This window comes from Butyrivibrio proteoclasticus B316, from assembly GCF_000145035.1.
Lineage (GTDB): Bacteria > Bacillota > Clostridia > Lachnospirales > Lachnospiraceae > Butyrivibrio > Butyrivibrio proteoclasticus.
In genome coordinates this window covers 207239-231882 of record NC_014387.1, presented here as the reverse complement: position 1 = coordinate 231882, position 24644 = coordinate 207239, and the positions used below count along the sequence as shown (strand labels likewise).

Sequence of the window (24644 nt, the reverse complement as noted above, 5' to 3'; positions counted from 1 at the left end):
CTTACCATATTCCTCTCTCACCGAGCTTACGTGAGATGAAGTTTGCCATCAGCAGGAAGAACACGCCAACCAGTGACTGGAACAAGCCTACCGCTGTAGTCAGGGAGAACTGAAGTCCCTTGATACCTACTCTGTACACAAATGTTGCAATAACGTCAGCAACTCTCATTACAAGGTTATTCTGGAATGCGAATGGTCTGTCAAACCCACCGCCAAGGATATTTCCAAGGCTCATTATCAGGAGAACTACGATAGTTGGCTTGATTCCGGGAAGTGTAATGTGCCACATCTTGCGAAATCTTCCTGCTCCGTCCACAGCTGCTGCCTCATAGAGCTCAGGATTTATTCCTGCGATTGCAGCGAGATAGATAATTGATCCCCATCCAAAGTTCTGCCAGATACCAAATCCGATATAGCTTCCGATCCAGTGTGCCTCGTCATTGAGGAATGGGATCGCCTCTCCGCCAAGATCCTTGATGATCATATTTACAAGACCTGCATTTGGAGCAAGGAGCTGAAGTGCCAAGCTGTAAATGATGACCCATGAAAGGAAATGCGGCATATAGGCTATTGTCTGTACAACCTTCTTATAACGTGTAAAGCAAAGCTCATTTAAGACAAGAGCAAAAATGATAGGTGCCGGAAATCCAAATACCAGATCCAAAAGGTTAAGTGTAAGTGTATTTCTAAGAGCATATTTAAAATCGTTGTTCTTAAATGCCTGAATGAAATACTCAAAACCGTGATTCTTGGCAAGTGGCAGTTCCCATACACTCTGTACCAGGCTGTACTTCTTAAACGCAATCTGCACATAGATCATTGGTGCATACTTAAAAACTACAAGATACAAAAGTGGCAGAAATAGCATGGCATATAACTGCCAGTATCTTTTGATGTAAACGCTAAATTTAGCTTTCGATTTATTCCCCGAATTCTTAGCCATCTTCTCCTCCAAAAACTATTCTCCCTGCATGTAGCTTTCCTTTGGCCCCAGGTAGGACTCAGGAAGCCTCACGCCTCTTTTTACCAGAACAACTCTTTCCAAAACTATTCCCGGACTCATTCCATAGAACTTCAGGATATTAACTCCCTTTCTGCAAAAGACCTTATCCTCGACCTTTTTGACATTTTCTATCGCCTCTTTTTCCCATTGCGGGCTCAAAAAGAAAGGTCTGCCCGGATCCGCAACAGTATTAAGAATACAAATCTCCCCATCATTTAAGGAGTACCCCAGATACTGCTCCGGCTTGAAGGTCACTGGAGTTGTAGGCGCAAGCATAAAGCAGATATAGTACTCGCCCTCTTCCTGAATCATAAAATGATATTCAGTGTATGGTCTCTTTTTGGCATTTGCAAAATCACTGGTCACAGGATATACCTTGATAGCACTTCCGCTTCGCCCATAGGGCTTTAAAACCTTAAAGCGTGCCCCATCTACTTCAAAGCTGTCCGCAAAATGCTCTGCTTCCATACAGATGTAACCATCGCATTCAACAAACACGCCTTTTTTGCAATTACCATATTTTCCATAAGGCGCTGCCATAACTGTGACCCGGGCTTTACTATAATCTTCAGCTTCTACAGTAAACTCACCGGTTGTCTCATCTGTTAAAAGAGCTTTATCAACCGTTAATGTTATCCGCTCCCTGACCTTGACTTCACCCTCAGTCTTACTAAAGCTCATCCATTTGCAATCAGTTCTGATCATGAATCTGTAAGGAATTTCGCTGCCATTTATAAGATCAAACTCTATGCTATTCACATCAGGCCTTAATAAATCTTTCCAGGTCTGAGGTCTGTCGCACCAGAAAAGACCTGTCATGTAATGCTCATCATCTTTTCTTGAAAGTAGCATTCTGGGACTGTTTGCACCATGAACCAGAAATCTCACAGGATACTTGTTATCCTCATCATTCCAGTTAACAAAACCGATATGCTCGGATCGCCCAAAGCCCTTGTAATATCCATCATCGACTGATTCATACTCATCTATCAGCCTCTCATCCTCGCGGAAGCACTCTTCAACTTCCTTGGCAAGTTCATTGGCTTCAATTCTGTTCTGGCTTGCAAACAGTTCATTTCTCCCGGCCAGTATCCACATCTTCATCAGATTGGCTGTGCCACAGGCGGGATAATATAAAAGAGAAATAAATGCAGAAAGATCTTTATCTTCAATGCGCTTTCTTAAAGCTGCAGCCTCCTTTAATATCTCATCCGAAACATCAAGTACTTCCTGTGCCTCTCCAAAATGAAGAGGATGGTACACGTGAGCGTTCATTATTTCATGACGCCTCTTTTCAAGTAACTGTGTATAATCCCAAATGATCTTCCGGGCCTTGTTGCGCCCGGATAAAGGCATCATGGCTCCAAACTGTTTCTCAGTCCAGATGTCTATATAATCTCTTGTAACCTGTGAGTCAGAGCCGCCCCATCTGTCAATGTCATAGGCAAGGTCCAAAAAGAAAGACAGTCCAAGTTCCTGAGTCCCAACATCTCCGACATTTACCACCCAAATCTGCCTGACACCATATTCATAGGCCTGAGTCATCTGCTCCCATATTCTCGGAAGATACGCTCCACCGATCCACTGATAAGAATATGGTCCGCCGTGCATATCAAGGTGATAATACATTCCATAACCGCCTTTGTGGTCCCGCATACTCTCATCAGGCAGTGTTCTTGTATATCCACAGTTGTTATCACTCAACATGAGGGTAACGCCTTCAAGCTCCGGATCTCCCATAAGCCCTTTTGTATTACCGTCCCCGTAAAAGAATTCCTCGACCTCCGTAAAAAGAACCATCTGCCGTGGAACCTTATCCAGATCTTTATCCACAATTTCTTTTATAAGTGAGTTCTGGGTTCTAAGAACATCCCTTAACAGATCAATGTTCTCCTTAAGACCAGAATCCTCATCAAGGATTCGTGAGTCTCGTTCACCCCTCATACCAAGAGTTATCACATTTTCAAAAGGCTTATTCCTGACAAGGCCATCTCTCCAGAATCTCGTAATGCCTTCTTTGTTGGATATAAAATCCCAGGCATCTCCATAAATCGAATCCTTGCCTCTGAGAATTCCGTACTCCTCGCCACTTCGCATACATGGCTCATGGTGAGATGTGCTCATGACTACACCATACTCATCAGCAAGCCTTGCGCTTTCAAGCCCTGGTCCATCCATGCTAAAATTTGATTTCCACATGGCAGGCCACAGATAATTGCCTTTGAGTCTTAAGAGCAGCTCGAAAATCTTCTCATAGCACCTGGCATTAATTCCGCCAAAATGCTCCGTTGCCCAGTTTCCAAAGGCCGGCCATTCATCATTTATAAAAAAGCCTCTGTATCTGACAGATGGCTCCTTGGATACCATGTTACATTCATCTGTCAGAACAACATTTTTTCTTCTTCGCGGATAGCAATGATTCCAGTTAACAAAAGGAGAAACTCCCAAAAGCTCCGATAAATGGAACAAGCCATAAATTGTTCCTCTCTTATCACTTCCCGCTATAACGAGAGCATGATCAACATCCGGATACGGATCATCTACTATCTGAAAGCTGTAGGTTTCCCATTTGCCCCTTATATCGTTCAATCTGATAAGGCCACTTTTATCAAGCTCTTTAAGATAATCGCTCTTATCCACAGTTCCGAAGATTATCAGATTCTTGCACCTTGTGCCTCTAACGTATTCTCCTGCCCTAAAGCCTGTGACAAGACAAATATCTTCCCGCACAAGCTCGGCCACTTTGTTAACTCCGGGAAAAGATTTGGCTTCGTAAGTAAACATTATTCTGTTATCAAAACTTACCTTAGCCACTTTATGTCCCCCACTCTGCTGTGTTATATTCATCTCCTCTATAATAATCACTATAAAGTATAGGATTTCTATATAAATACACAAAAAGATAGAATTTTTTTGCATTTTCCGATATAATGTTGCACAACAGTATATGCATTTCAGAAATTTTGTTTATATATGTTGCACATGTTCTAAATTGATCAAATAGTTTGATTATTCTTATTTCCATTTTTTGGGGGATTTCTATGAAAAAAGATCTGAATTGCCCATATAGTCTGATTGACAGAGAATATATCTGCGAGCACAAGACTGCCCGCGTAACACCCGGTGATATTAAAACTGTTCATAACCACGACGGTTATGAGATAGTTCTTTTTCTGCACGGGGATGTTAATATCATGATAGAACCCGATATTTTCAAGATGAAAAGAGGGGATATGTTCTTTACAAGTCCTCTGGTCTTCCACGGCCTTGACCTCGAAGATATTAACAGCTATGAGCGTGTGGTTATCAACATTCAGTACGAGTATTTAAACGAACTCGGAGATGAAGATACTGATTTTTCCACGCTTTTTAGAAGCGCATCTTCTCCCAATATGAATCATCTCGTAATCCCGGAGGAAGCACTTCCTGAGTTTATAGAACTGGCAGAGAGGCTCAACAGGTGCATGGACAGCACAGACTTTGGCCACACCGTACTTGCCAAGGCTCTTCTTGTGGAATTTCTGCTAAAAGCACTCCAGTATTCCTCTAATACCAAGCCTCTTCCCAAGAACAATCTCATGCCCCAGGTGGTCTCCAGGATTTTTGATTATATCGATACGAATATCAAAGAGGATATCACTATTAACAGCATGGCTCTTGCCCTTCACTACTCAAGCGATCACCTCAGCCGCGTATTCAGTGAAGCTACAGGAGACTCGCTTAAGCACTACATTAATGCCAAAAAAATAGTTCTGGCGCAAAGATTATTACTCCAGAACTATTCTCCTTATGATGTTTGTTTTATGGTTGGATACAATAACTATTCCAGCTTTTCAAGGCGCTTCTCCAAGCAGATTGGCATGTCGCCAAAGCAGTTTCAGTTATCCCACAAGGACGATACCTGATCAATCAGAAGATTTCTCGTCCCTTCTCATCCGCAATACCGCTCTTACGATAGAAATATGAATTAACCTGATCGCACCACTCATGGGCATTATTTACCTGCAAATCAAAGCGGTGTGAGATACAGTTATAGGCACGCTCCGGCACCTTACCCTCAAAGCTCTTCCATTCATCTGCCAGTTTTCTGGCTTCTTCATACCCTTCAAAGTGACTGTCATAGATGTACTGGATAAGGCTCTGTCCACTTGAAAGCTTCCATGTGTATGGAATATGGTGGAAAAAGAGAAGGAGATTTTCAGGACATTTATGAGGATCATTGTACATCTCCGCATTCTGTGGATAGTACTGCTGTGCATAGCCTGTACCCTTATCTGTTCTGTCAACTCCAAGTCCAAGATGATCAGCTCTGTGGTAAGTTCCCCACCTGGAATACTCATATCCATCAACGCTAGGGCCATAGTGGTCTCCCGGAGTTACCATCCATCCTATTCCAAGAGGACTTGTATATTTCTCATAGATTTCTCTAGATCTTAAGAGCATATCCACAAGCTTATCCTCAAGTTCCTGCTCCAGGTTAAAGGTCAGCTTAACCCATTCTCTTGCTATTTCTTCAGCAGAAAGCTCTGTGTCAAAAGAGAGCCTTCCAAAGCCGTAAAGGTTGGCTGCTGCCAGATCATTTCCTGTCCAGTTATAGTCATTACCTGTGTTTATAACTGCTGCCATTCCGGCAAGCTTATTTCCCATTGTCCTGCCGCTTACAACATCAGCAACTGTGTCATTGTCAGACTTACAATATGTCTTAAATCCAAGAATTTCTTTAAACATCGGTATCAGATAGCATAAGTCAATCTGATGTCCTGTGTATTCCTGTGCAATCTGCACTTCCAGCATCTGGTTAGTTTGGGTAAGTCCACCCAGAAGAGGAGAAATAGGCTCTCTTATCTGGAAATCCATAGGTCCGTTCTTGATCTGCAGAATTACATTGTCATGATACTGCCCATCAAGACCTTTGAAATAATCATATCCGGCTCTTGCCCTGTCTGTCTTGGTGTCGCGCCAGTCCTGAGTGCAGTTATATACAAAGCATCTCCAGATGATGATCCCGCCATAAGGAGCAATAATATCTCCCAGCATATTAGCACCATCCGCCTGAGTTCTTCCGTAAGTGAATGGTCCCGGTCTTCCCTCGGAATCTGCCTTAACCAGGAATCCTCCAAGATTTGGAAGATGATCATAAACCTCTTTTATCTTATTCTTCCACCATTGTTTTACCTGCTCATCAAGAGGATCGCAGATTGGAAGTCCTCCAAGCTCAATCGGCGCAGCAAAGTTAAGAGACAGATAGAGCTTGATACCGTAATCTTCGAATATATCAGACAGCTCTTTAACCTTGTCAAAAAATCTGGTTGTGATCAGGTCAGTTGCTGCCCATTTAACATTAACATTGTTGATAACTATTCCGTTTATACCAATACTGGCCATAAATCGCGCATAATCAACTGTTCTGTCATCCACAATTATCTCATCATTAGCGTAAAAAAATGATCTTCCTGAATAGCCTCTTTCTATGCTGCCATCCATGTTATCCCAGTGATTCATCATTCTGAGAGGGTTTGATGGAGCACAGCTTACACTTATATCAGGATAGTCCCTGCCCATAAGCTTTTCTCTGATCAGGTGAAAAGTGCCGTATAATAAGCCATTTTCGTCAGAAGCTTCAATTATAAAGCCGTCACCATCCTGAGGTTTATTCAGGCTTCCGCCTATAATATTTCCAACTTTATAACCCTGTGCTGCGATTTTCTCATTTCTGACAAAAGAGATCTTAACCTCTTTTGTAGCATCCGCAAATGCTCTGTTTAACTCGCTTACAGCACTTTTAATAACACGGTTATTCCTATCAAAGTCCGAGCATTCAATGACTATTTTTCTTTCGGTCCCGTTTGCCACACCACTTGCGGCAAACTTTGACTCATAATCAAGCCATAGCTGTGACCATCCCCTACTCTCCATAATACCTTTCCTTCCTCACTCTTTATCTTTTAATAAATGATATACGAATTGCTCCATAACTTCGTGTTCTCACAATTATCTACATATCATATGCATAAACCATTCGCCTGTGCTAAAATATCTATTACCTTAATTTATAAATCACAATCTAACGATACCAAATATCATTTATCCGGGAGTACAAAATGATACACGATATAAACGCGCAATCAAGGGAACATATTTTTTATGATACGCTCAAGGGTGTTCTCCTGTATCATAACGATCTTGCCAACTACCCTCTCCACTGGCATAACGAAGTGGAGCTTATTTTGCTGCTGTCAGGATCGCTGAAGGTTAAATTCCACAACGATTCATCCGCAGTTGTAAATTGTATGCCCGGTGATATCATGATGATTGCTCCGGGAACTCTGCACGAATATATTTCCGATGCTCCGGGCGGCGAGAAGCTCATACTTCTCTTCGACCTTGCAACCTATTCTCAGGTTTCATCACTTGTTCCGCTCATCAAGACACTGCCGCCATATACTCACATCAGTCAGAATCTGTATCCTGTTGAGGTTGCCCGTCTCCAGAACTATTTCTGGGAAATCGACAGACTCTACGGTCAGCAGGATGAATTTCTGCAGATCTCAGTTTATTCACTGGTTTCGCTCATCCTTGCCCAGATTGGCAGTATGCACTTAAATGATGCCATTCCTAACAGAGACACCGGCGACTCCCAGTACAAGAATATTGATAAACTTGTTGAAGTTACCAACTACATAGACTCCCACAGATCAGATGACCTTACAGTTGAACAGCTCGCTGATCTTGCTGGCTTCTCCAAGTTCCATTTTGAGAGACTCTTCAAAGCCTACATGGGAGTTTCCTGCTACCAGTACATCACAAAACGCCGTGTACTGATGGCCCAGGAACTACTCGGTGATACCGATCTGTCTGTAATGGACATTGCACTTCAGTCAGGATTCTTTAGCTTATCCACATTTAACCGTGTGTTTAAAGATATCAACAAATGTTCTCCGACTGAATACCGTAAGCTCTACAGGACCGGAGCGGACTCCAGTCCCGACAGAGCAAATTCCTAAACTAAATAAATCTGAAACTCTTAAAATCGAAGTCACTTCCCGGTAGGAATACAAAAGTAATGTTCCATTTTCCAATTCTTTTGCCTATCTCGAATGTGACTTCTTTATATTCAGAAGTCTCCGGGAACTCAAGTATCTCTTTAACCTCGGTACCAATTTGATCTGCGCCTTCAATTACCTGGCCTTTGCCCTCTTCATCAGCAATTTTCACCATTCTAAGGTGCAGCGTATTTGCTCCCTGTCTGGTTCTTCCACAGATGGAAACTCCTCTTGTTCCACCTTCTCCAAAGTTAATCTCATCAAATTCCAGAGTAACATTGTTTCCAATTCCCTCAACCGCGTCAGCTGCCCTTGTAAATGTATCTCCATAGATGGAATCCGCATTCAGGACAGGCATGTCCGTAAATGCGCGGAGCTGTCTGGTAAAAGAAAAACCTTTAATGTGGAATTTCTGGAAAACCTTGAAGCTGATCGTCTGAATTCCTGTCAGCCTCTCACTTAATCTCCAAGTATCTTCCTGATACACGTTCCAAATTGACTTCTTTTGGTAGACTGCTGCTCTGAGGAGTCTACTACCATCCTCACCAGGTATTCCTTTCCATATTTCGATATCATAGGCATCATCATTAAGCGTAAAAATAGGTACTGTGATCTCATCTGAACCCTCGATTCCAAAATCAATTCCGCTATATGTAATTACCGTTTCTTCGCCTCTTGCAGAAGCTACGCCATGTTCGTTGCCATTTCCAATAGCTCCGATATAAGATGTATAAAGACTTCCCGGGATAAATCCGTACGGATCAAGAAAAGCTTTACCAAGCCCCGTTATAGTAAAGTCTATGCATGACATAACAGCCACTGCATTTCTGCCATCATAAGCTTCGCACCTAAGGGTAAAAGAGCCATCTCCAAGCCCTTCTACAATGCAGTTATTATCCTGTCCGTCTGTCTCAATTCTGCATTTTCCTGCATTTGCAGATCCTATACCTCCTGAAAGGATTGCTATGTTGGTCTCTGTACCATTTCGGTTAAGAGCTCTGAACACCAATCTCTTATCTGTAGCATTCTCAGGATATACTCTGGCAGATACAACAGCTGTCTTACAATCAGGATCAAAAGACCTGCTGCCCTTAGTTACTGTCAGTTCAATCTTTCTGACAGGCACATATTCTGCCCTTGATACACTAATCTTAACTGCATCAGGATCACCATAAGGCTCAGCTATTGCAAGGAGTTTACCGTTAAAGAGTTTCCTTGTGTCGCTCTGATAGCTGTCATAATCTGTACTGTCACCGTTATCAAGTCCAATGAGTCTTCCACCACACACATTAACCTTTACGTAGTCAGAAGCATTCTCTACAGGGTTACCATCTTTATCAATGGCACTGATCTCGGCAAAAACAAGTTCAGCACCTTCAGCCCTATTACCTTTGCTCCTATACGCATCAAGTCTATGGTCTATTGTTACCACAAAGCTATCTGTGTCTCCAAAGGATCTGTGGCTGTCTCTTGCAAGCTCGTGCCCCTCTTTGTCATAACAAACAGCTACTATCTCGCCCTTTTCATATGGAACCTGATAGTCTGCAAATATCTTATTGCCACTGTGCGGAGCATGTGTCAGTGTCTGCCTGCCGTAACTCTTACCATTTACAAAGAGCTCAACAATATCCGCATTACTGCACACTCTTATATCAATGATCTGTCCTTCGTTATAATCCCAGTACGGGAAAACATGAACAAACGGGTCCCTATCAACACTCACCCAGGCTGATTTCCAGGCATAAAAGGCATCTTTATAAAAACCTGCTGTATCAATGAGGCCAAAATATGAATTCTTGGTCTGATATGGAGTAGGCTCGCCAATATAGTCATAACCGGTCCAAATGAACTGCCCCATGGAAAACTCCATGTCTCTGTCCCTGCAGATACAGTTCTCTATACTGTCTGCTCCCCAGCTGGTTGTGCTGTTGCCAAGCGATGAACACTGCTCATCACTGTCGGATAGTGTAGGAACCGAAAGAGGGAAATGATATACGCCTCTACTCTGAACAATTGAGTAGGTCTCACTTCCATATATGATCCAGTCAGGATGCTCTTTATGATGCTTCTCATAATAATTCTCAGCGTAATTATAGCCTGCAACCTTGAGGATATCAGCACACTTCTGAGCTTTCTCCCAAGGCATGTAGTTAGAGCCTATCGTGGCTCTGCCATTCATAAGAGGATCGTGAAGTTCAACAAGACTCTTGAGATCTCTTGTAACCTCCTGTCCCCTGTCACTTGAATGGGTATCATAGATTTCATTTCCTATACTCCACAGAATAACTGAGGGGTGATTCCTGTCTCTTCTCACCCAGCTTGCAACATCTCTTCCGTGCCAGTCAGGGAAAAACCTTGCATAGTCAAACTCAGTCTTGGCTCCTTCCCACATATCAAAAGCTTCTGATATGAGAAGAAATCCCATTTCATCAGCAAGCTCCAGAACCTGAGGATCGTACATATTGTGAGTCATCCTGATGGCGTTTACTCCCATCTCTTTTAGCTGAATAAGTCTTCTCCTCATGGCAGACTTGTTAAATGCAGAGCCAAGAGCTCCCAGGTCATGATGAAGACACACACCATTTAGCTTCATGTTCCTGCCATTTAGGAAAAAGCCTCTCTCAGGATCCATGAAAGCATCTCTAAAGCCAATAGCTGTTTCCTCAGTTTCAGACATAAGACTTGTTACAAGTTTATATCTGTTTGGAGCTGTAACATCCCATTCCCTGACATCTCTGACTATATATTTATGAACAAGGATCACAGATTCCTCTTTATTGTTGATCACATTTCCGCCTGCAAGAGCACTTGCAGGTTTCTTGACATCGCCAGAAACAGGCACTTCCTCCAATGAGACCCTGCCTCCATCAGCATCATACAGGCTATGCTCTACATCAAGATTATTCTTATCCGGACCGCAAATTTCTGTCGTCACAATAATCTCATAATCAGATACAGCCTTATTATCAAAATCACCTGCTGCCTCTAAGCCGCGAATTCTCTCTCCAAGCCTGGATGAATGTACATATACTCCATTTTCAGGAATATAGGTTTTGTCATAGTCACATATCCAGACATTTCTAAATATTCCTGCTCCAGAGTACCATCTGGTATTAGGGAACTTACATCTGGCTGCAACAGCCAGTTCATTTCTTCCCTCTTGTACAAAGTCTGTGATCTTGAGTATGAACTGAGAATATCCATACTTCCATTCACCTGCGACCACACCATTTATATAGACGATACTGTCCATATAAATACCGTCGAATATCAGAAACAGCTCCCTTTTAAGATCAGCTGCTGTCAGATCCAGACTCTTAATATACCAGCCTGTACTGTCCCTATAGAGAGCATCTATGTCCGTGATCATATAATCATGCGGAACAGCCACCTCTTTAAACTCCTCAAGGTGGCTCATCATCTGCTCATAGCTGCTTCCGTATTCCGACTCCCAAAATTTCCATCCATCAACAAAAAGTCTTTTCATTTATACCCCTTCTATTAAAGGTATCGATTCAGGCTGACTGTTTACCCTTCTTATTACCGTCAATCACTTCAAGAAATGGCCCCATCGGTATTCCAGTCTCGTTTGAAATAAGTCCTCCTGAATATGTATTATCAACGCAATACATAATCTCACTGGCTTCTTCATAAGCCGCGTCATCCTCTACGTATACCAGTAGTCCCCCGTTGTCTGTATCTAGTATCACTTTAGCAAGTACCCTATCCTTTTTAGTCTTAATATATAAATCTGTTATTTCCGTTCCCTTACCTGCATCTACAACACAGAGACCCTTGGAATGACTAAGACTTATCTTAAACGCTTTTCGTCCTTCCTGATCGGTCACCCTATTAATACTTGTTATTTCAGGACCCATGTACTCTCCATTATAACAATATTTGAGATGTGCTGCCCACAAAGCAAGTCTTTCTCCGATTGGTTTTTTGGTGACAGGATGAAGATCATTATCTTCGCCAAGTCCCATGGTTATTGCAAGTCCTGTAGCAGGAAGCTCAAGGAGCCTTGCCTGAGTAAGTCTGAACTTACCCCAGTCATCTGTTACAGGTGAATCTATTGTGAAATTCGGAAGAGACACTCCGATAAATGGCAGGTTTTCTTCGTTCCATGCCTTGCGATAGCCTTCTACCTGTCTGATCGTAAGTGCATTGTAATCATAGCCATCCTCAATGTTGGATTCGCCCTGATACCAGCAAACTCCATCAATAGGGAAGTTGTGACATGGTGCAGTCATTGCATTATATAATCCTGTTGACTTCCAGTTGATAAAATCTGTAGGCGGGATCATGTCGCACCTTGCACCAATCCTGAACTTCCAATGCTTATCACAAGAGCTTTCTGTCATATCATCAAAGCTATCAAGTCTGACTGAGCATTTATCATTAAAGATCTTGTAATCCTTGTCAGGAGTAAATCTGCCAAATCCCGTTTCTACGCAGACTCTGATCACTATCGTATTATCTTTTTCCCTGGTAAGTCCTTCAGGAATATCATATTTGCGCGGCGGATACTGATAAGGTGTATCTCCCACTCTCTGGCCATTTACAAATACAACATCATTATCAACTATCGTTCCCAGGAAAAGACGGGCCTTCTGCCCTGCAAGTTCCACCGGAAGATCAAACTTTCTCCTAAACCAGACGCTTCCAATAAAGCCATCAAGCTCCGTTCCCTTGAAAAATGAAGGTATTGCAAAAGGTTTCCATTTATCATTATCAGCATCTTCGTTGCCATCCCAGGCATCCCAATGCTCTTTGATTCCAAGATCCGACTCATACAGATTACTTCTCCAGGTATTGCCGTTAACCATATTGGTCTCCATAACCTGTTTCCTGAATTCTGCATCTGAGTATTTATCTGCTTCTGCCAGGAGCTCATCATAGCCCTCAAGCATTCCTCTGCTCATCCATGAGGAAATCCTTGATCCTCCTAGACTTGCATTTATAAAGCCAACTGTCTGACCTGTAAGCTTCTGCAGATGATCAGCAAAAAAGTAGCCTGTAGCAGAAAAGCTTGTAATGGACTCTTTGCTTACACAAGTCCAGCTACCTGAACGAAGCTCCTCAAGAGGCCCTTCAAAGCTACTGTCCTCTGTGATCTTAAAGGTTCTGACCTTGTTGTTATCTGCTATTTCCAATAGCTCCGGATATTTATCCTTAACTCTGATCACAGGCAGCTCCATGTTGGACTGGCCTGAGCAGAACCACACAAGGCCAATCATAACATCACTTACTACAACCTCTTCCCCCTTATCATCTGATACTACAAGTTTGTAAGGGCCGCCACTTTCTCTGGCAGGAAGATACATATCAAATCTTCCGTTTTCTTTACATATGCAGCTTCCGGAGCTGAGAATATCATCATTCTGCGTGCTCTCTTTATCAGCTTCTGTTAATGCAACTGAAATATTCGAACCGGCTTCATCCCATCCCCAGATGTGAATGGTCTTTCTACGCTGTAAAACTGCTCCATCCGACAAAATACGCGGTAATCTAAGTCCTGACATTGTATAATCTCCTCGTTTTCGAGTACTAAATGTTCAAAACTATAACCATCAAATTTGAACATTTTATATTATACAAACAGGCGCTTACTATTACCGCGTAATTAAAGCCTATTTATTATCAATTCTTGCGTATTGTATTTATTTAAATAATTTTATCGAAAGTTTCTTTTAATGCAGGGTAAATAGTCTTAAACTGCTGATATCTTGCCTCGTACTTGGCAACAAGCTCAGGATCCGGCTTCTCTGTCTTATCAACCTTGACAATAGCTGCTGCAGCCTCTTCTACACTCTTATAAGCACCACATGCAACCATAGCAAGCATAGCACCGCCCATTCCAGGGCCTTCTTCACAAACAGGAACATCAACTTCTACGTTGAGGATGTTTGCGATCATCTTTCTCCAAAGAGGGCTCTTGGCACCGCCGCCACAGATCATTGTTCTCTTAGGAGCAACGCCGATAGACTTGGCAACTTCATACATATCCCTGGTAGCAAATGCAACGCCCTCAAGAACTGCCTGAGTCATATCTTCTCTTGTTGTATCCATTGTGATACCTGTAAATGTAGCACGGGCATTAGGATTGTTCCAAGGTGATCTCTCTCCCATAAGATATGGCAGGAAGAATACATGGTTCTCTCCAAGCTTCTCAATGCCCTTCTGCTCTGCAGCGTAATCCTTGGTCTTAAGGATCTCATCGTTCCACCATTTATTGCAGCTGGCTGCACTGAGCATGCATCCCATAAGATGGAAGTGTCCGTCAGCATGGTCAAAAGAGTGAAGTGCGTTATTGCTGTCTACAGCAAAATTGTCAGATGACATGAAGATTGTTCCACTTGTTCCAAGGGAAATATTGCACTTATTATTGCCAACTGTACCTGTTCCTACAGCTGCTGCCGCGTTGTCTCCGGCACCTGCTGCTATAACTACGTTTTCAGAAAGTCCCAGTTCCTTGGCCAATTCTGCCTTAAGCTGACCAACCTTCTCTGAGCTGTCGTAAAGAGTAGGAAGTAAATCCTCTGTTATTCCACAGATATCACACATCTCTTTGGACCACTTGCGGTTCTGTACGTCCAGAAGAAGCATTCCTGAAGCATCTGAATAATCTGTGCAGAATGTTCCTGAAAGCTTATAAGCAAGATAATCCTTAGGAAGCATTATTTTCTTGATTCTCTTGAAATTCTCAGGTTCATTCTCCTTAACCCAGAGAATCTTAGGTGCTGTAAATCCAGCAAAAGCGATATTAGCTGTGTACTTGGAAAGAGTCTCTTTGCCAATCTCGTTGTTGAGGTAATCTACCTGTTTCTGAGTTCTGCCGTCATTCCACAAAATTGCAGGACGAATAACCTCGTCATTCTCGTCAAGAATTACAAGACCATGCATCTGTCCGCCAAAACTGATACCTGCAACCTGTGACTTATCTACATTTTCAAGAAGCTCCTTAAGTCCAGCTATAGCCTGTGTGTACCAATCCTCAGGTTTCTGCTCAGACCATCCCGGCTGTGGGAAATATAAAGGATACTCCTTAGTAACTGTTCCATGAATCTTACCTGTTTCATCCATAAGCACAAGCTTAACGGACGATGTCCCCAAATCTACACCGATATAAAGCATACCTGTCCTCCTAAATTATCTGTTATTATATCTGTTATTTATCTGCTTCATGATATACGAATTGCTCCATAACTTCTTCATTCTCGCAATTCTACATCAAGTATATCTTACAAATTATCCCCCACCTTTTCATTTCGTATCTTGCTAGATACTTCTTGATTATTGTCACTTGATCCTGATATCCGTGATCGCTACAGTATCTCCTGTTATGGCCGCATATATCTTATCTCCGCCGTCTGTAACACTAGTAACGTTCTGTATTTCCACGCCAAGATTTGTAGTTTTCAAGGTCACGGTACTTCCCTTACGAGTAAAGCTTACTTCGTATTCAAGTCCTGATTTGTTGGTTTCCTTCCACACATTCCAGCCAGGGAAATCACCCGTTCTCTTCATGGAAAATGTGTTATAAGCATATATACCACTTCTGTCTATCTCACCATTTAGTTTGATAAGGGCAAACTCTTTGTATCCCGGCCCGCCAACAATGCCATTTTCGGAATAGAATATGACAATATACGGGCAGTGCCATACCAGGTCAGATGCCGGAAGTGACATTGAATGGAAGGCAAGATCAATGTAATTCTTAATTTCAATTCCATCAGTATAAGCAGACCGGTGATTGTCAATCTGTAAATTAGGAGCATCCGATTCCATGCGCTCTATATAGCTTACTGCCTCTGCAATCCTTGTGATATCATCCTCGGTAGTTTCCACTTCATCCCTTTCAACTGTGATATCACTGATCAGGCAGTTTTCACCTGTAATTGCAACTTCAGCAAATTTGGAGCTGTCAGGAAGTGCGATCATAACCTCCATATCCTTATGGCCGTCTGTCATATTAATCTTGACATGGTCCTCAAACTTGGTGGCCATGATAACGTATTTTCCTTCCGTCCAGTTGACGTCATCACCTATTTTTTCTATTGTCACCTCCATATTCCTGGCATCAGTTGAAATATGATGTCCATCAAACCACAATTCGCCATATTCTGTGTATTTGTATGCCTTGATAGACTTAGGATTACTGTGAACACGCTTGTCATAGGAGTCAAACACTATGATAGAAGGCATCGAGAAATCCCCGGGGCTCTTCTTGTTAGATGTGCAACGAAAGCTTATGGTCGTAGTAACATTGTCTACCGGTATTCCCGAAGATATCTTGTCTCTGTACTTACCGCATTCCAGCTCTTTTTCTATTTCGTTATGCAAATGAACTCCGGCAACACCTTCATCCTTGGCATCAGTATCAATAATGTCTATCATGATATCTGCTATCTGCGGGTCAAAAGAGATACCGGACTCTTTAATAAATTCCTCTCTAACAAGTGGTTCCGGCAACGGATCGCTGAATTTGGACTTAGTGGTCATGACATCATATTTATCTATAACTGCCATGATCCTTGCAACCTCAGGTATTTCCTCTCCTTTAAGTCCCTCAGGGTAGCCGCTTCCGTCATATTTCTCATTTCCATACTTGGCAGCCTCAGCAAGTATCGGATACTCGGTTATGTTAGACAGAATCTCTGCGCTTATGATCGGAGTCTTTTTAAATACCTCATACTGCTCGGGAGACAACTTATCAAGGTTTTCCACAACACCATCAGGAATTCCCATTATTCCTACGTTATGCAAAAGCGCAGCATAATATATCTCATCAATCTCATCCTGTTCTTTTCCGAGACTCTTTGCAATCCTTCCCGCGATTTCAGCTGCAATGGCTGAATGTCCCGGAGGATAAGGATCCTTTTTTTCCATAGCTGCTACAAATGCTGTTGCAGTCTGATCAAACAGCCTCTTAATGCTCTTCCTGTCTTCATCGAGCTGTTCCATCTCAATAGCGTGGGCTCTGATAACAGCCTCATTTACATCAAGATATGTAAACACATACAGGAAAATAGATACCAGGACCATAGCCATGTTGACTATAGATATACCATAAGCAAATATCTGCACAATACCGCAAAAAACAGGAACAACCAGATACAGTACCAGTGCAATGTAGATCAGTCGGCTGAATTTCTCCTTGTACTGAACAATGACAGTGTACTGAATGATAGGTCCAATTATCGGTATTATGTAACTTATCAAAAAGCCCGGACCGCGGTGATATATATTATTGGCATCAAAGCTGTAATATAAGCCTGTAAAGGCTGCTATGATCGCAAGTACCATACCAATCACTGAAATAATGTTAACAAAAGTGATTCTTCCCGGAACCTTATCCATCTTGCCTTCTGCAGTAAGAAGATCGGTCAGATACAGATTAAATCCTAACACGATCGCTGATGTCATGAAGAATACAAGGCAGTTACTGATTCTTACCATGACATAGCCCGTAGCGCTTACATCTCCGCTATATATATAAGCATATCTGTCAGAAATAAGCAGGGTTGTAGCTATAAGCTCCATCATTATCAGAATCCACTTACGCTTTTTGGTCAAGAATTTGGTGATGAGAAGGAGCAGTGCCATAGTGAAACAAGCTGAGCTTAGTTCCAACATCATATTAAGTTGATGACTTCTTATAAACTCATACATTTTTATGCTCCTGAATCATTTACTCAAATAGTGTCTCCATGGCATCCCAGTCAAAGGTCTTAAGCAGTTTGCCAAGCTTATTCAGCTTCTTAGCTGCATCTTCAGGAAGTCTGTACTCTTTCATCTGGCCCAGTATCATTTCAATCGCATCATAATCCATCTGTGAAATAGAATCTCTGATAGCGCCATATGCATCCTGCAGATCTTCATAGGATATCATCTCAAGACTCTCATCCTGCCTTATTTCCTCATCATCCTGATCCATTCTTGCAAGTCTGTCCTTGAACAGGCTGTAGTCTGAAATCAGCTTCTCTGTATTCTGATCAATGAATGCTTTATCATCATTTTTGCCAGCTTCTTCAAGGCTTGCTGCAAGTCTTGATAATTCCAGTGCTCCGATTATCCTTGCAGAGCTCTTAAGAGCATGAACCTTAATGGTATAAAGTCTTATATCTCCTGCTTCATACGAATTACTGATCACTGAAATATTATCATCAATGGTATCGTAGAACAGTCTCAGAGCGAACAAATAGTTAGTTACTCCTCCGGAATTAGCCAGACCATCATCTACAGATATCTCTGAAATTTCATTTATCCACAGCATGTTCTCAGGAATCTCTGTAAGCTCCTCTTCTGCCTCTTCATCCTCTCTCTGCATAACAATTTCAGGAGGAAGATGCTTTAAGATAGTGCTCTCAAGAGTAGCACTGTCTATAGGCTTAGCCAGATATCCGTTAAAGCCCTTGGATGTGTAGAATTCTTCACCGACTGCTGCGTTGGCAGTAAGTGCATATACAGGCAGATTCGGATGAGTTTCCCTGATCTTTTCAAGAGTTTCTATTCCATCCATTCCAGGCATCATATGGTCTAGAAGAACCACATTAAAGTCTGTTTCTTTTATCTTCTCAAGTGCTTCTTCGCCACTGTCTGCTGTTGTTACAAACATCTTGGTTGACTTTAAAAGACCCTTTATTACACTCAGGTTCATAGGCGTATCATCAACAACAAGAATATCTGCATCAGGTGCAATAAACTTAGGTACATAAGGTCCATTATCAGAAATATTATGTTCCTTGAATATTCCAATCGGTGTATCATCTACAATTCTCTGCTGCAAAGTCAGGATAAACTCAGAGCCCTCTCCGTATACACTTTCGCACCAGAGCTTTCCACCCATAAGTTCAGCAAAACGTCTGGAAATATCAAGGCCAAGACCTGTTCCCTGAATTCCGCTGTTCTTCTCCTCATCAAGTCTCTCATAGGCGGTAAAGAGCTTGTCCATGTCCTCCTCTTTAACACCGATACCGGTATCCTTGACAGAAAAGCGAAGGTCACAGATGTCATCATTCCTTGCTTCCATTGAAACCGAGAATTCTACTGCTCCTGCAGCAGTATATTTAACAGCATTAGTCAAAAGATTCAATACAACCTGCTTGATCTTACCGTTATCACCATACATCCTGGTCGGAAGTATCTCATCGATAACTACCTCAAAGATCAGCTCTTTTTCTGTACTCCTAGATCTTATCATTGAAACTATTGACCTTAGCTGATCCTGAACATCATATTCCTGCTCAACAAGATGCATTTTGCCTGATTCGATCTTGGACATATCAAGAAGATCATTAATAAGGCCCAGAAGAGACTCTGTAGCATTCTTGATATCAAGCGAATAATTCATTATGGATAAAAAGTATGCTTTGGGTACATCTCTTGCATCTTCTCTGAGGATCATCTCATCCATACCAAGAATAGTATTGATAGGCGTTCTGATCTCATGAGACATATTCGCAAGGAATCTTGACTTGGCAGTATTTGCTCTCTCAGCTTCTTCCTTGGCTTTGGTAATCTCTTCATACTGTTTGGTAACTACGGTAGCCTTTAAAATGCGCCAAACCAGAAATCCTGCAGCGAAGGCTACAACCACAAGTATGAGCAGTTTGACAGCAAAAAGCTCAACAAGACGCGGCTTTTTAACCAGGAGAAATCTCTCCTCCTGATATACTTCATTTCTCTCATTCAGCACCTGTACATGAAGGATATAATTACCATATCCAAGAGAGGTATACTCCAGCGTACTGAGTTCACTCCTTGGAACCTCAAGACCAACATTTTCTTTTCCCTCAATAAATACGCGTACCAGAGGGTTAGTCATTGTGTAGTCCATTACAGAAGCCGTGATACTGATTCGTCCGTCTGATCCTGGCAATGTATAAGTGCCCTGAGAATCAGGCAGAATCTGCTCATCATCACAGTAAACAGACTGAATGCCCAGTTTTATGCTGCCATGTCTTTCAAAGAACTTATCCACATTTAGTCTGATAGCACCTTCTCTTCCAGGCACATAAAGATATCCGTCATCCGACATGTATCCGTAGGACTGGGATGTTACAGCATAGGGCATACCATTTGCGATAGTAAAGAGCTTATAGTTCTTGACATCATTATCAATCATTTCCTGGGCATCGACTCTGTAAATACCATAAGATGACATTATCCATAGCTTGTCATCTTTTCCGGAATAGATGTCATAATTGTTATTAAAAGGAAATGTTGTAATTGTTGTAGCTATTTTATCTTTATAATAACCGATTGAGTTTGATGTAATGAACCATGTAAGGTTCCTGTCAGGATCCTTTTTAACTCTCATAACGACTTCACTGGTAAGTCCGTCAGAAAGACCTATATGGCTCACCTGACCGTTATCTATAATGTACATGCCTCCGCCGTCAGATCCTGCTATTATCTCTCCATTATTTCCCTCTTCTACGGTAAGGATCATTGGATTCTTCATGCCGGTTTCTGCACCGTAAGAGGCTACTACCTTATTGTTTCTAAGAACATCTATACCGCCATTTGTTCCTGCAACTATCGATCCATCTCTCATCTGAATAATGCTTCTGATGGCATTATCGCTAAGACCATCCTCTGTTGTGAAATCCCTGATCTCTCCTTCCGGTGAAAAACGGATCAGTCCCTTATTATCTGTATAAGTTGCAATCCACAGATTTCCTTCTTTGTCCTCCATAATACATCTGACCCTGCTGTTTCCAATGTACCTGGTCAGATTATTTATCAGCATCTTTCTATCGCTGCTCAGAATATACAATCCGCTGTCAGTACCAACATACAAAAATCCGTTACTCTGATAAATACAGTTGGTTACTGTCCTCGGCAAGCCATCAGATTTGGTCATGTCTACAAAATTATCAGAAACAATCTTCATTACACCCTGTGTCGAGGACGCATACCACATATTGCCCTGATAATCTGATGTCATCATTTCAATTGAGCTGTTAAGCGGGAGTCCTCCTACAAGAGTCATTTTTCCGTCAAGGTCCAGATATCCAATAGAAGATGTTGAAGATACCCATACTCTTCCGCAGTTATATGAAATCCAGTGCACTACGCCAAGTCCTCTGGTTGAATAAAGGTCCATTTCACCAGCCTTTTGTCCAAACTTGCCATAATATATATGATCTTTTTCAGTACAGAAATATACCTTTCCCGCGTAATACGGATCGACAAGGATCGTCGATATCTTGGGCATTCCAAGATCTTCACCGGAATATATATGAGTCACCTGAAGATCCTCTACGGAAAAGACAAGTCCATTTCCGGTATGTCCATAGATAATTCCGTCAGGACCTTTCTCAAGCTTGAGGACTCTCTCCGCTTCAAGTTCAGGCTCATACAGTTCGCGGATTATCATATCCTCGTCAAAATAGCACAGTCCGGCTGTAGTTCCGACAATGACATTTCCTGATCTGTCTTCAACAAAACTCCTTATGGAAGAAGATGGCAGACCGTCAAAAATCGTATACTGTTTTCTCTTATTGCCATCAAGAACCACTACTCCATTGTCATTAGTTCCTATCCATATTCTCTTCTTATTATCTTCGTATATAACTCTCGCGCTGGTAAGACCATTATCAGTGCTAAGTCTTTCAAATACCTTTCCATCATAACGGATAACTCCACTGTATCCGCCAATCCATATATGTCCGTCACTTGATCCGTAAATATACATGGCATCAGAAGAAGGAAGGCCATTTGTCGCATCATAAACATATGTTGCAAATCCGCCTTCATCAAGCTGACCCGTAACAGAATAGCCTCCACCATATTTTTTGACAGTTTCTCCGGGAACAAGATTAGTTTTTTCTTCAGCTCTCACCGAAAGTCCTGGCAGAACTAATACTACCGCCATGGAAATTGCCAAAAAAGCAGCTAAATATTCAGTTATCTGTCTCTTTCTCTTATATGCCATTGTTTCCATACTTCATCATGATTACCTTGATTTCAGGTAGTGCATCCATAAACGCTTCCAGGCACTTTGGATCAAAAACTGTTCCTGAAAAGCTCTCCATGATCTCTATAGCCTTGTCAAAAGAATATGCCTTTCTGTATACTCTGTCTGAAGTAATATCATCAAAGACATCTGCAATAGCCATGATTCTGGCTGAAAGAGGTATAACTTCTCCATGAAGCCCCTCAGGATAACCGCTTCCATCCCACCTCTCATGGTGGTAAGCAGCCATATTTCTTGCTTCTTTCAGGTAGTTATCACCGTTTGATGTGCTTATCGCGTTATCAAGTATCTTCTTACCCTCAATAGCATGCGTTTTGACAATTTCAAACTCTTCATCAGTCAGCTTGCCAGGTTTGAAGAGAATTTCATTAGGCACCTTGATCTTACCCACATCGTATAGAGGTGCTGACCTTATAACATCCGACATGAATTTAGGTGTCAGTTTCTCTGCGTAATAACCTTTTTTCTTAAGACTATCCAGTACAATTCTCACAATTGCTGTAGTTCTCTGAACGTGAGCACCCATATCGTAGTCTCTGTTTTCTACCATGTCTGCCATGGTCATGATAAGACCATCCTGCATCTTGGCTGTAGATTCAGACAATCTTCTGATACTTCTCATCTGCTCCGCCTGAGATAAGGTCAGGTTACAGATACTGCGATAGAGCTTTTCTGTTTCATCACCTGTATGAATATTCAGTGCTCTTATTTCTCTGACATTTTCGTCAAGCTGCTGCTGAGAATCGCTCCCCTTACTGAATCTGTCGAGCATCTCTGCCATACTACTGATTGGGTAAGTGCTATATACGTCAGTTGTCCACAGCGCATAGGCGACGATCAATACAAAGAAACCTGCAAGAATAACAACAACCTTAAAAATGAAGGTCCTCATATACACTGCCATGTATGCAAGAGAAACATCTGCACCCACATGACAGATGACATCTCCTTCCGAATTTAATACAGGGTTAAAAACTGACATTGTCCATGTACCAAATCCCCTGGTTTCTTTATAGACATATTCCCCTTTAAACAATTCTTCTTTTGGGGGAAGATTCTTCATGTCTTTATATTTGATCAGTTCTCCCGGTTCATAAGGTGTCTCTTTATCCTCATAAGCCATATCAAAAATATATCTGACACCCGAATCCTCTGCTCTTATTACATATATATGGTTAACACCATAGGCATTGTCTCTTATAGTAGATAAAAGATATTCAAAATTAGTATAATTGGCGTCATCTCTTCCATTGCTTATGAAATCATACATCTGAGAGGGAACTATAACGTTAACGGCAAATTCAGTTGCATTCCAGGCATTTTCTACTCGTTCTTCCTTCTCACTCTCAAAATACAGGCTTATTCCTATCCATCCCATAATAAAAACAAGGATAAGGGAAGCCCCAACAAGAGTCAGCGCCATTCTGGTACTGGATGACATCTTTATGTCTTTGTCCCAGTTCCTGATACGCTTTAATTCTTCGACTGATAATGGCTTTTGCTTCCAGCCGGAATTTAATACCTCTTCCGCTTCATCCGGGGGGGTAAAAAAGACAACAAGATAAGCCACAAAGGTTGTAATAGCTTTATCAAGAAGGTTTATCAGTATGCAAGCCACATAAAAGGAACCAATCGGCGTAAACCCAAATGTCCTTTCAAGTGGAATAATAAGATCTCCTACAACCGGATTTTCAGTCACTCCAAAGAGCACTCTTTGCGTCACAGCACCCATAAAGCCTGAGAATGCTCCCGCTGTAAGAGCAAATATTATAGCCTTTTTAATTTTTTTAAAATTGGAATAATTAACTGTCCCTGATGCATAAATAGCCACAAGGACATTCACGAACATGAAATAGAGCGAATTGTCATCAATAAATGCGCAAATTGTATTAGATAAAACTGCTGTAAGGATTCCGGGAAACAATCCTCCGACAACAGCTGAAACTATGGTTCCAATTGTATCCAGAAAAAAGGGAAGCTTAAAATGATTAGAAATTAAAAAAAGCAGCACATTAGATATGACTCCGCTTACTACCAGAACCACTCTCCATTTATTGCTATCTTTTTTAATTTTTAATTCTCTTTCCAACAGTCTTCCCCCTGCTGATTTTGTTAAGCAAACGCTGACTCCTTGTTACAGAGCCAGCGTTTGATATAGTAATAATCTTCTCTTAGTCTAAATGATCCTGACCATGTCCGGAGGATCCAAGTCTTACAAGCGCTCTGTAAAGCTTAGCTTCAGCACGAATTCTGGCTTCGTTATCGAGCTGTTTGTCTTTGAGTCTTTCTTCAGCTCTCTCTTTGGCTGCCTTAGCACGGGCAACGTCGATATTCTCACTCCATTCCCATGTTGTCGGAAGCACTCTGACCTCTCCATTCATTACTGAGAGCATTCCACCTATACAAGCGGCTTTTCTCTCCTTGCCATCTTCCATGGTCACCTTGGCAGTTCCCATTCCAATGGCTGTACAGTAGTTGGTGTGACGGGCAAGTATCTCGACATCACCATCAATTGTACGAAGCAGTATTTTTTGGACTTCACCCTCATATTCAAGACCATCTAAGGATACAACCTGTAAATGATAAGTTGTGGCCATATTATTCTCCGATC

12 protein-coding genes are annotated in these 24644 nt (G+C 41.9%); 2 read left to right on the top strand and 10 right to left on the bottom strand.

Features of this window, described 5'->3' with window-relative positions:
- Nucleotide 1: 1 nt before the first annotated feature.
- Entirely contained in the window at nt 2-943 is a 942-nt protein-coding gene (locus tag BPR_RS00950; protein WP_013279589.1) for an ABC transporter permease, read from the bottom strand.
- 15 nt (nt 944-958) lie between these two features.
- The gene (locus tag BPR_RS00945; protein ID WP_052301774.1) at nt 959-3817 is read right to left on the bottom strand and encodes a glycosyl hydrolase 115 family protein; all 2859 of its coding nucleotides are present in this window, start codon (nt 3815-3817) and stop codon (nt 959-961) included.
- A 227-nt stretch (nt 3818-4044) separates the two neighbouring features.
- Here BPR_RS00945 and BPR_RS00935 point away from each other — a divergent pair, with 227 nt between their 5' ends.
- On the top strand, nt 4045-4908 hold the full coding sequence (locus tag BPR_RS00935; protein WP_013279587.1) for an AraC family transcriptional regulator: 864 nt from the start codon (nt 4045-4047) through the stop codon (nt 4906-4908).
- 4 nt (nt 4909-4912) lie between these two features.
- Here the strand turns inward: BPR_RS00935 and BPR_RS00930 are convergent, their stop codons facing one another.
- Nucleotides 4913-6919, bottom strand: coding sequence for an alpha-glucuronidase (locus tag BPR_RS00930; RefSeq protein WP_013279586.1), 2007 nt, complete (start codon nt 6917-6919; stop codon nt 4913-4915).
- A 185-nt stretch (nt 6920-7104) separates the two neighbouring features.
- Here BPR_RS00930 and BPR_RS19390 point away from each other — a divergent pair, with 185 nt between their 5' ends.
- Complete coding sequence (locus tag BPR_RS19390) at nt 7105-8007, top strand: AraC family transcriptional regulator (protein ID WP_013279585.1); 903 nt, start codon at nt 7105-7107, stop codon at nt 8005-8007.
- A 1-nt stretch (nt 8008) separates the two neighbouring features.
- On the opposite strand, the gene BPR_RS00920 is transcribed toward BPR_RS19390, so the two are convergent.
- The 7 genes from BPR_RS00920 to atpC form a co-directional block, all read right to left on the bottom strand.
- Nucleotides 8009-11533: a glycoside hydrolase family 2 TIM barrel-domain containing protein gene (locus tag BPR_RS00920; protein WP_013279584.1), complete on the bottom strand. Its 3525-nt coding sequence runs from the start codon at nt 11531-11533 to the stop codon at nt 8009-8011.
- A 28-nt stretch (nt 11534-11561) separates the two neighbouring features.
- A complete protein-coding gene (locus tag BPR_RS00915) occupies nt 11562-13571 on the bottom strand; it encodes a sialate O-acetylesterase (protein ID WP_013279583.1) in 2010 nt (669 codons plus the stop codon).
- Nucleotides 13572-13713: 142 nt separating this feature from the next.
- Nucleotides 13714-15183 (bottom strand): xylulokinase, encoded by a 1470-nt coding sequence (gene xylB / locus BPR_RS00910; RefSeq protein WP_013279582.1) that lies wholly within the window; start codon nt 15181-15183, stop codon nt 13714-13716.
- 165 nt (nt 15184-15348) lie between these two features.
- The gene (locus tag BPR_RS00905; RefSeq protein WP_013279581.1) at nt 15349-17721 is read right to left on the bottom strand and encodes an HD-GYP domain-containing protein; all 2373 of its coding nucleotides are present in this window, start codon (nt 17719-17721) and stop codon (nt 15349-15351) included.
- A 19-nt stretch (nt 17722-17740) separates the two neighbouring features.
- Complete coding sequence (locus BPR_RS00900; protein WP_143754317.1) at nt 17741-21991, bottom strand: hybrid sensor histidine kinase/response regulator; 4251 nt, start codon at nt 21989-21991, stop codon at nt 17741-17743.
- Complete coding sequence (locus BPR_RS00895; protein WP_013279579.1) at nt 21981-24122, bottom strand: HD domain-containing phosphohydrolase; 2142 nt, start codon at nt 24120-24122, stop codon at nt 21981-21983. Before BPR_RS00895 ends, BPR_RS00900 begins: the two co-directional genes overlap by 11 nt.
- A gap of 82 nt (nt 24123-24204) precedes the next feature.
- Nucleotides 24205-24630, bottom strand: coding sequence for an ATP synthase F1 subunit epsilon (atpC, locus tag BPR_RS00890; protein ID WP_013279578.1), 426 nt, complete (start codon nt 24628-24630; stop codon nt 24205-24207).
- Nucleotides 24631-24644 lie beyond the last annotated feature (14 nt).

Bases quoted from the DNA above. Each gene is read 5' to 3' on its own strand.
- BPR_RS00930 (WP_013279586.1), bottom strand. From the start codon at position 6,919: ATGGAGAGTAGGGGATGGTCACAGCTATGGCTTGATTATGAGTCAAAG.
- BPR_RS00920 (WP_013279584.1), bottom strand. From the start codon at position 11,533: ATGAAAAGACTTTTTGTTGATGGATGGAAATTTTGGGAGTCGGAATAC.
- BPR_RS00905 (WP_013279581.1), bottom strand. From the start codon at position 17,721: ATGTATGAGTTTATAAGAAGTCATCAACTTAATATGATGTTGGAACTA.
- BPR_RS19390 (WP_013279585.1), top strand. From the start codon at position 7,105: ATGATACACGATATAAACGCGCAATCAAGGGAACATATTTTTTATGAT.
- xylB (WP_013279582.1), bottom strand. From the start codon at position 15,183: ATGCTTTATATCGGTGTAGATTTGGGGACATCGTCCGTTAAGCTTGTG.
- BPR_RS00915 (WP_013279583.1), bottom strand. From the start codon at position 13,571: ATGTCAGGACTTAGATTACCGCGTATTTTGTCGGATGGAGCAGTTTTA.
- BPR_RS00950 (WP_013279589.1), bottom strand. From the start codon at position 943: ATGGCTAAGAATTCGGGGAATAAATCGAAAGCTAAATTTAGCGTTTAC.
- BPR_RS00935 (WP_013279587.1), top strand. From the start codon at position 4,045: ATGAAAAAAGATCTGAATTGCCCATATAGTCTGATTGACAGAGAATAT.
- atpC (WP_013279578.1), bottom strand. From the start codon at position 24,630: ATGGCCACAACTTATCATTTACAGGTTGTATCCTTAGATGGTCTTGAA.
- BPR_RS00900 (WP_143754317.1), bottom strand. From the start codon at position 21,991: ATGGCATATAAGAGAAAGAGACAGATAACTGAATATTTAGCTGCTTTT.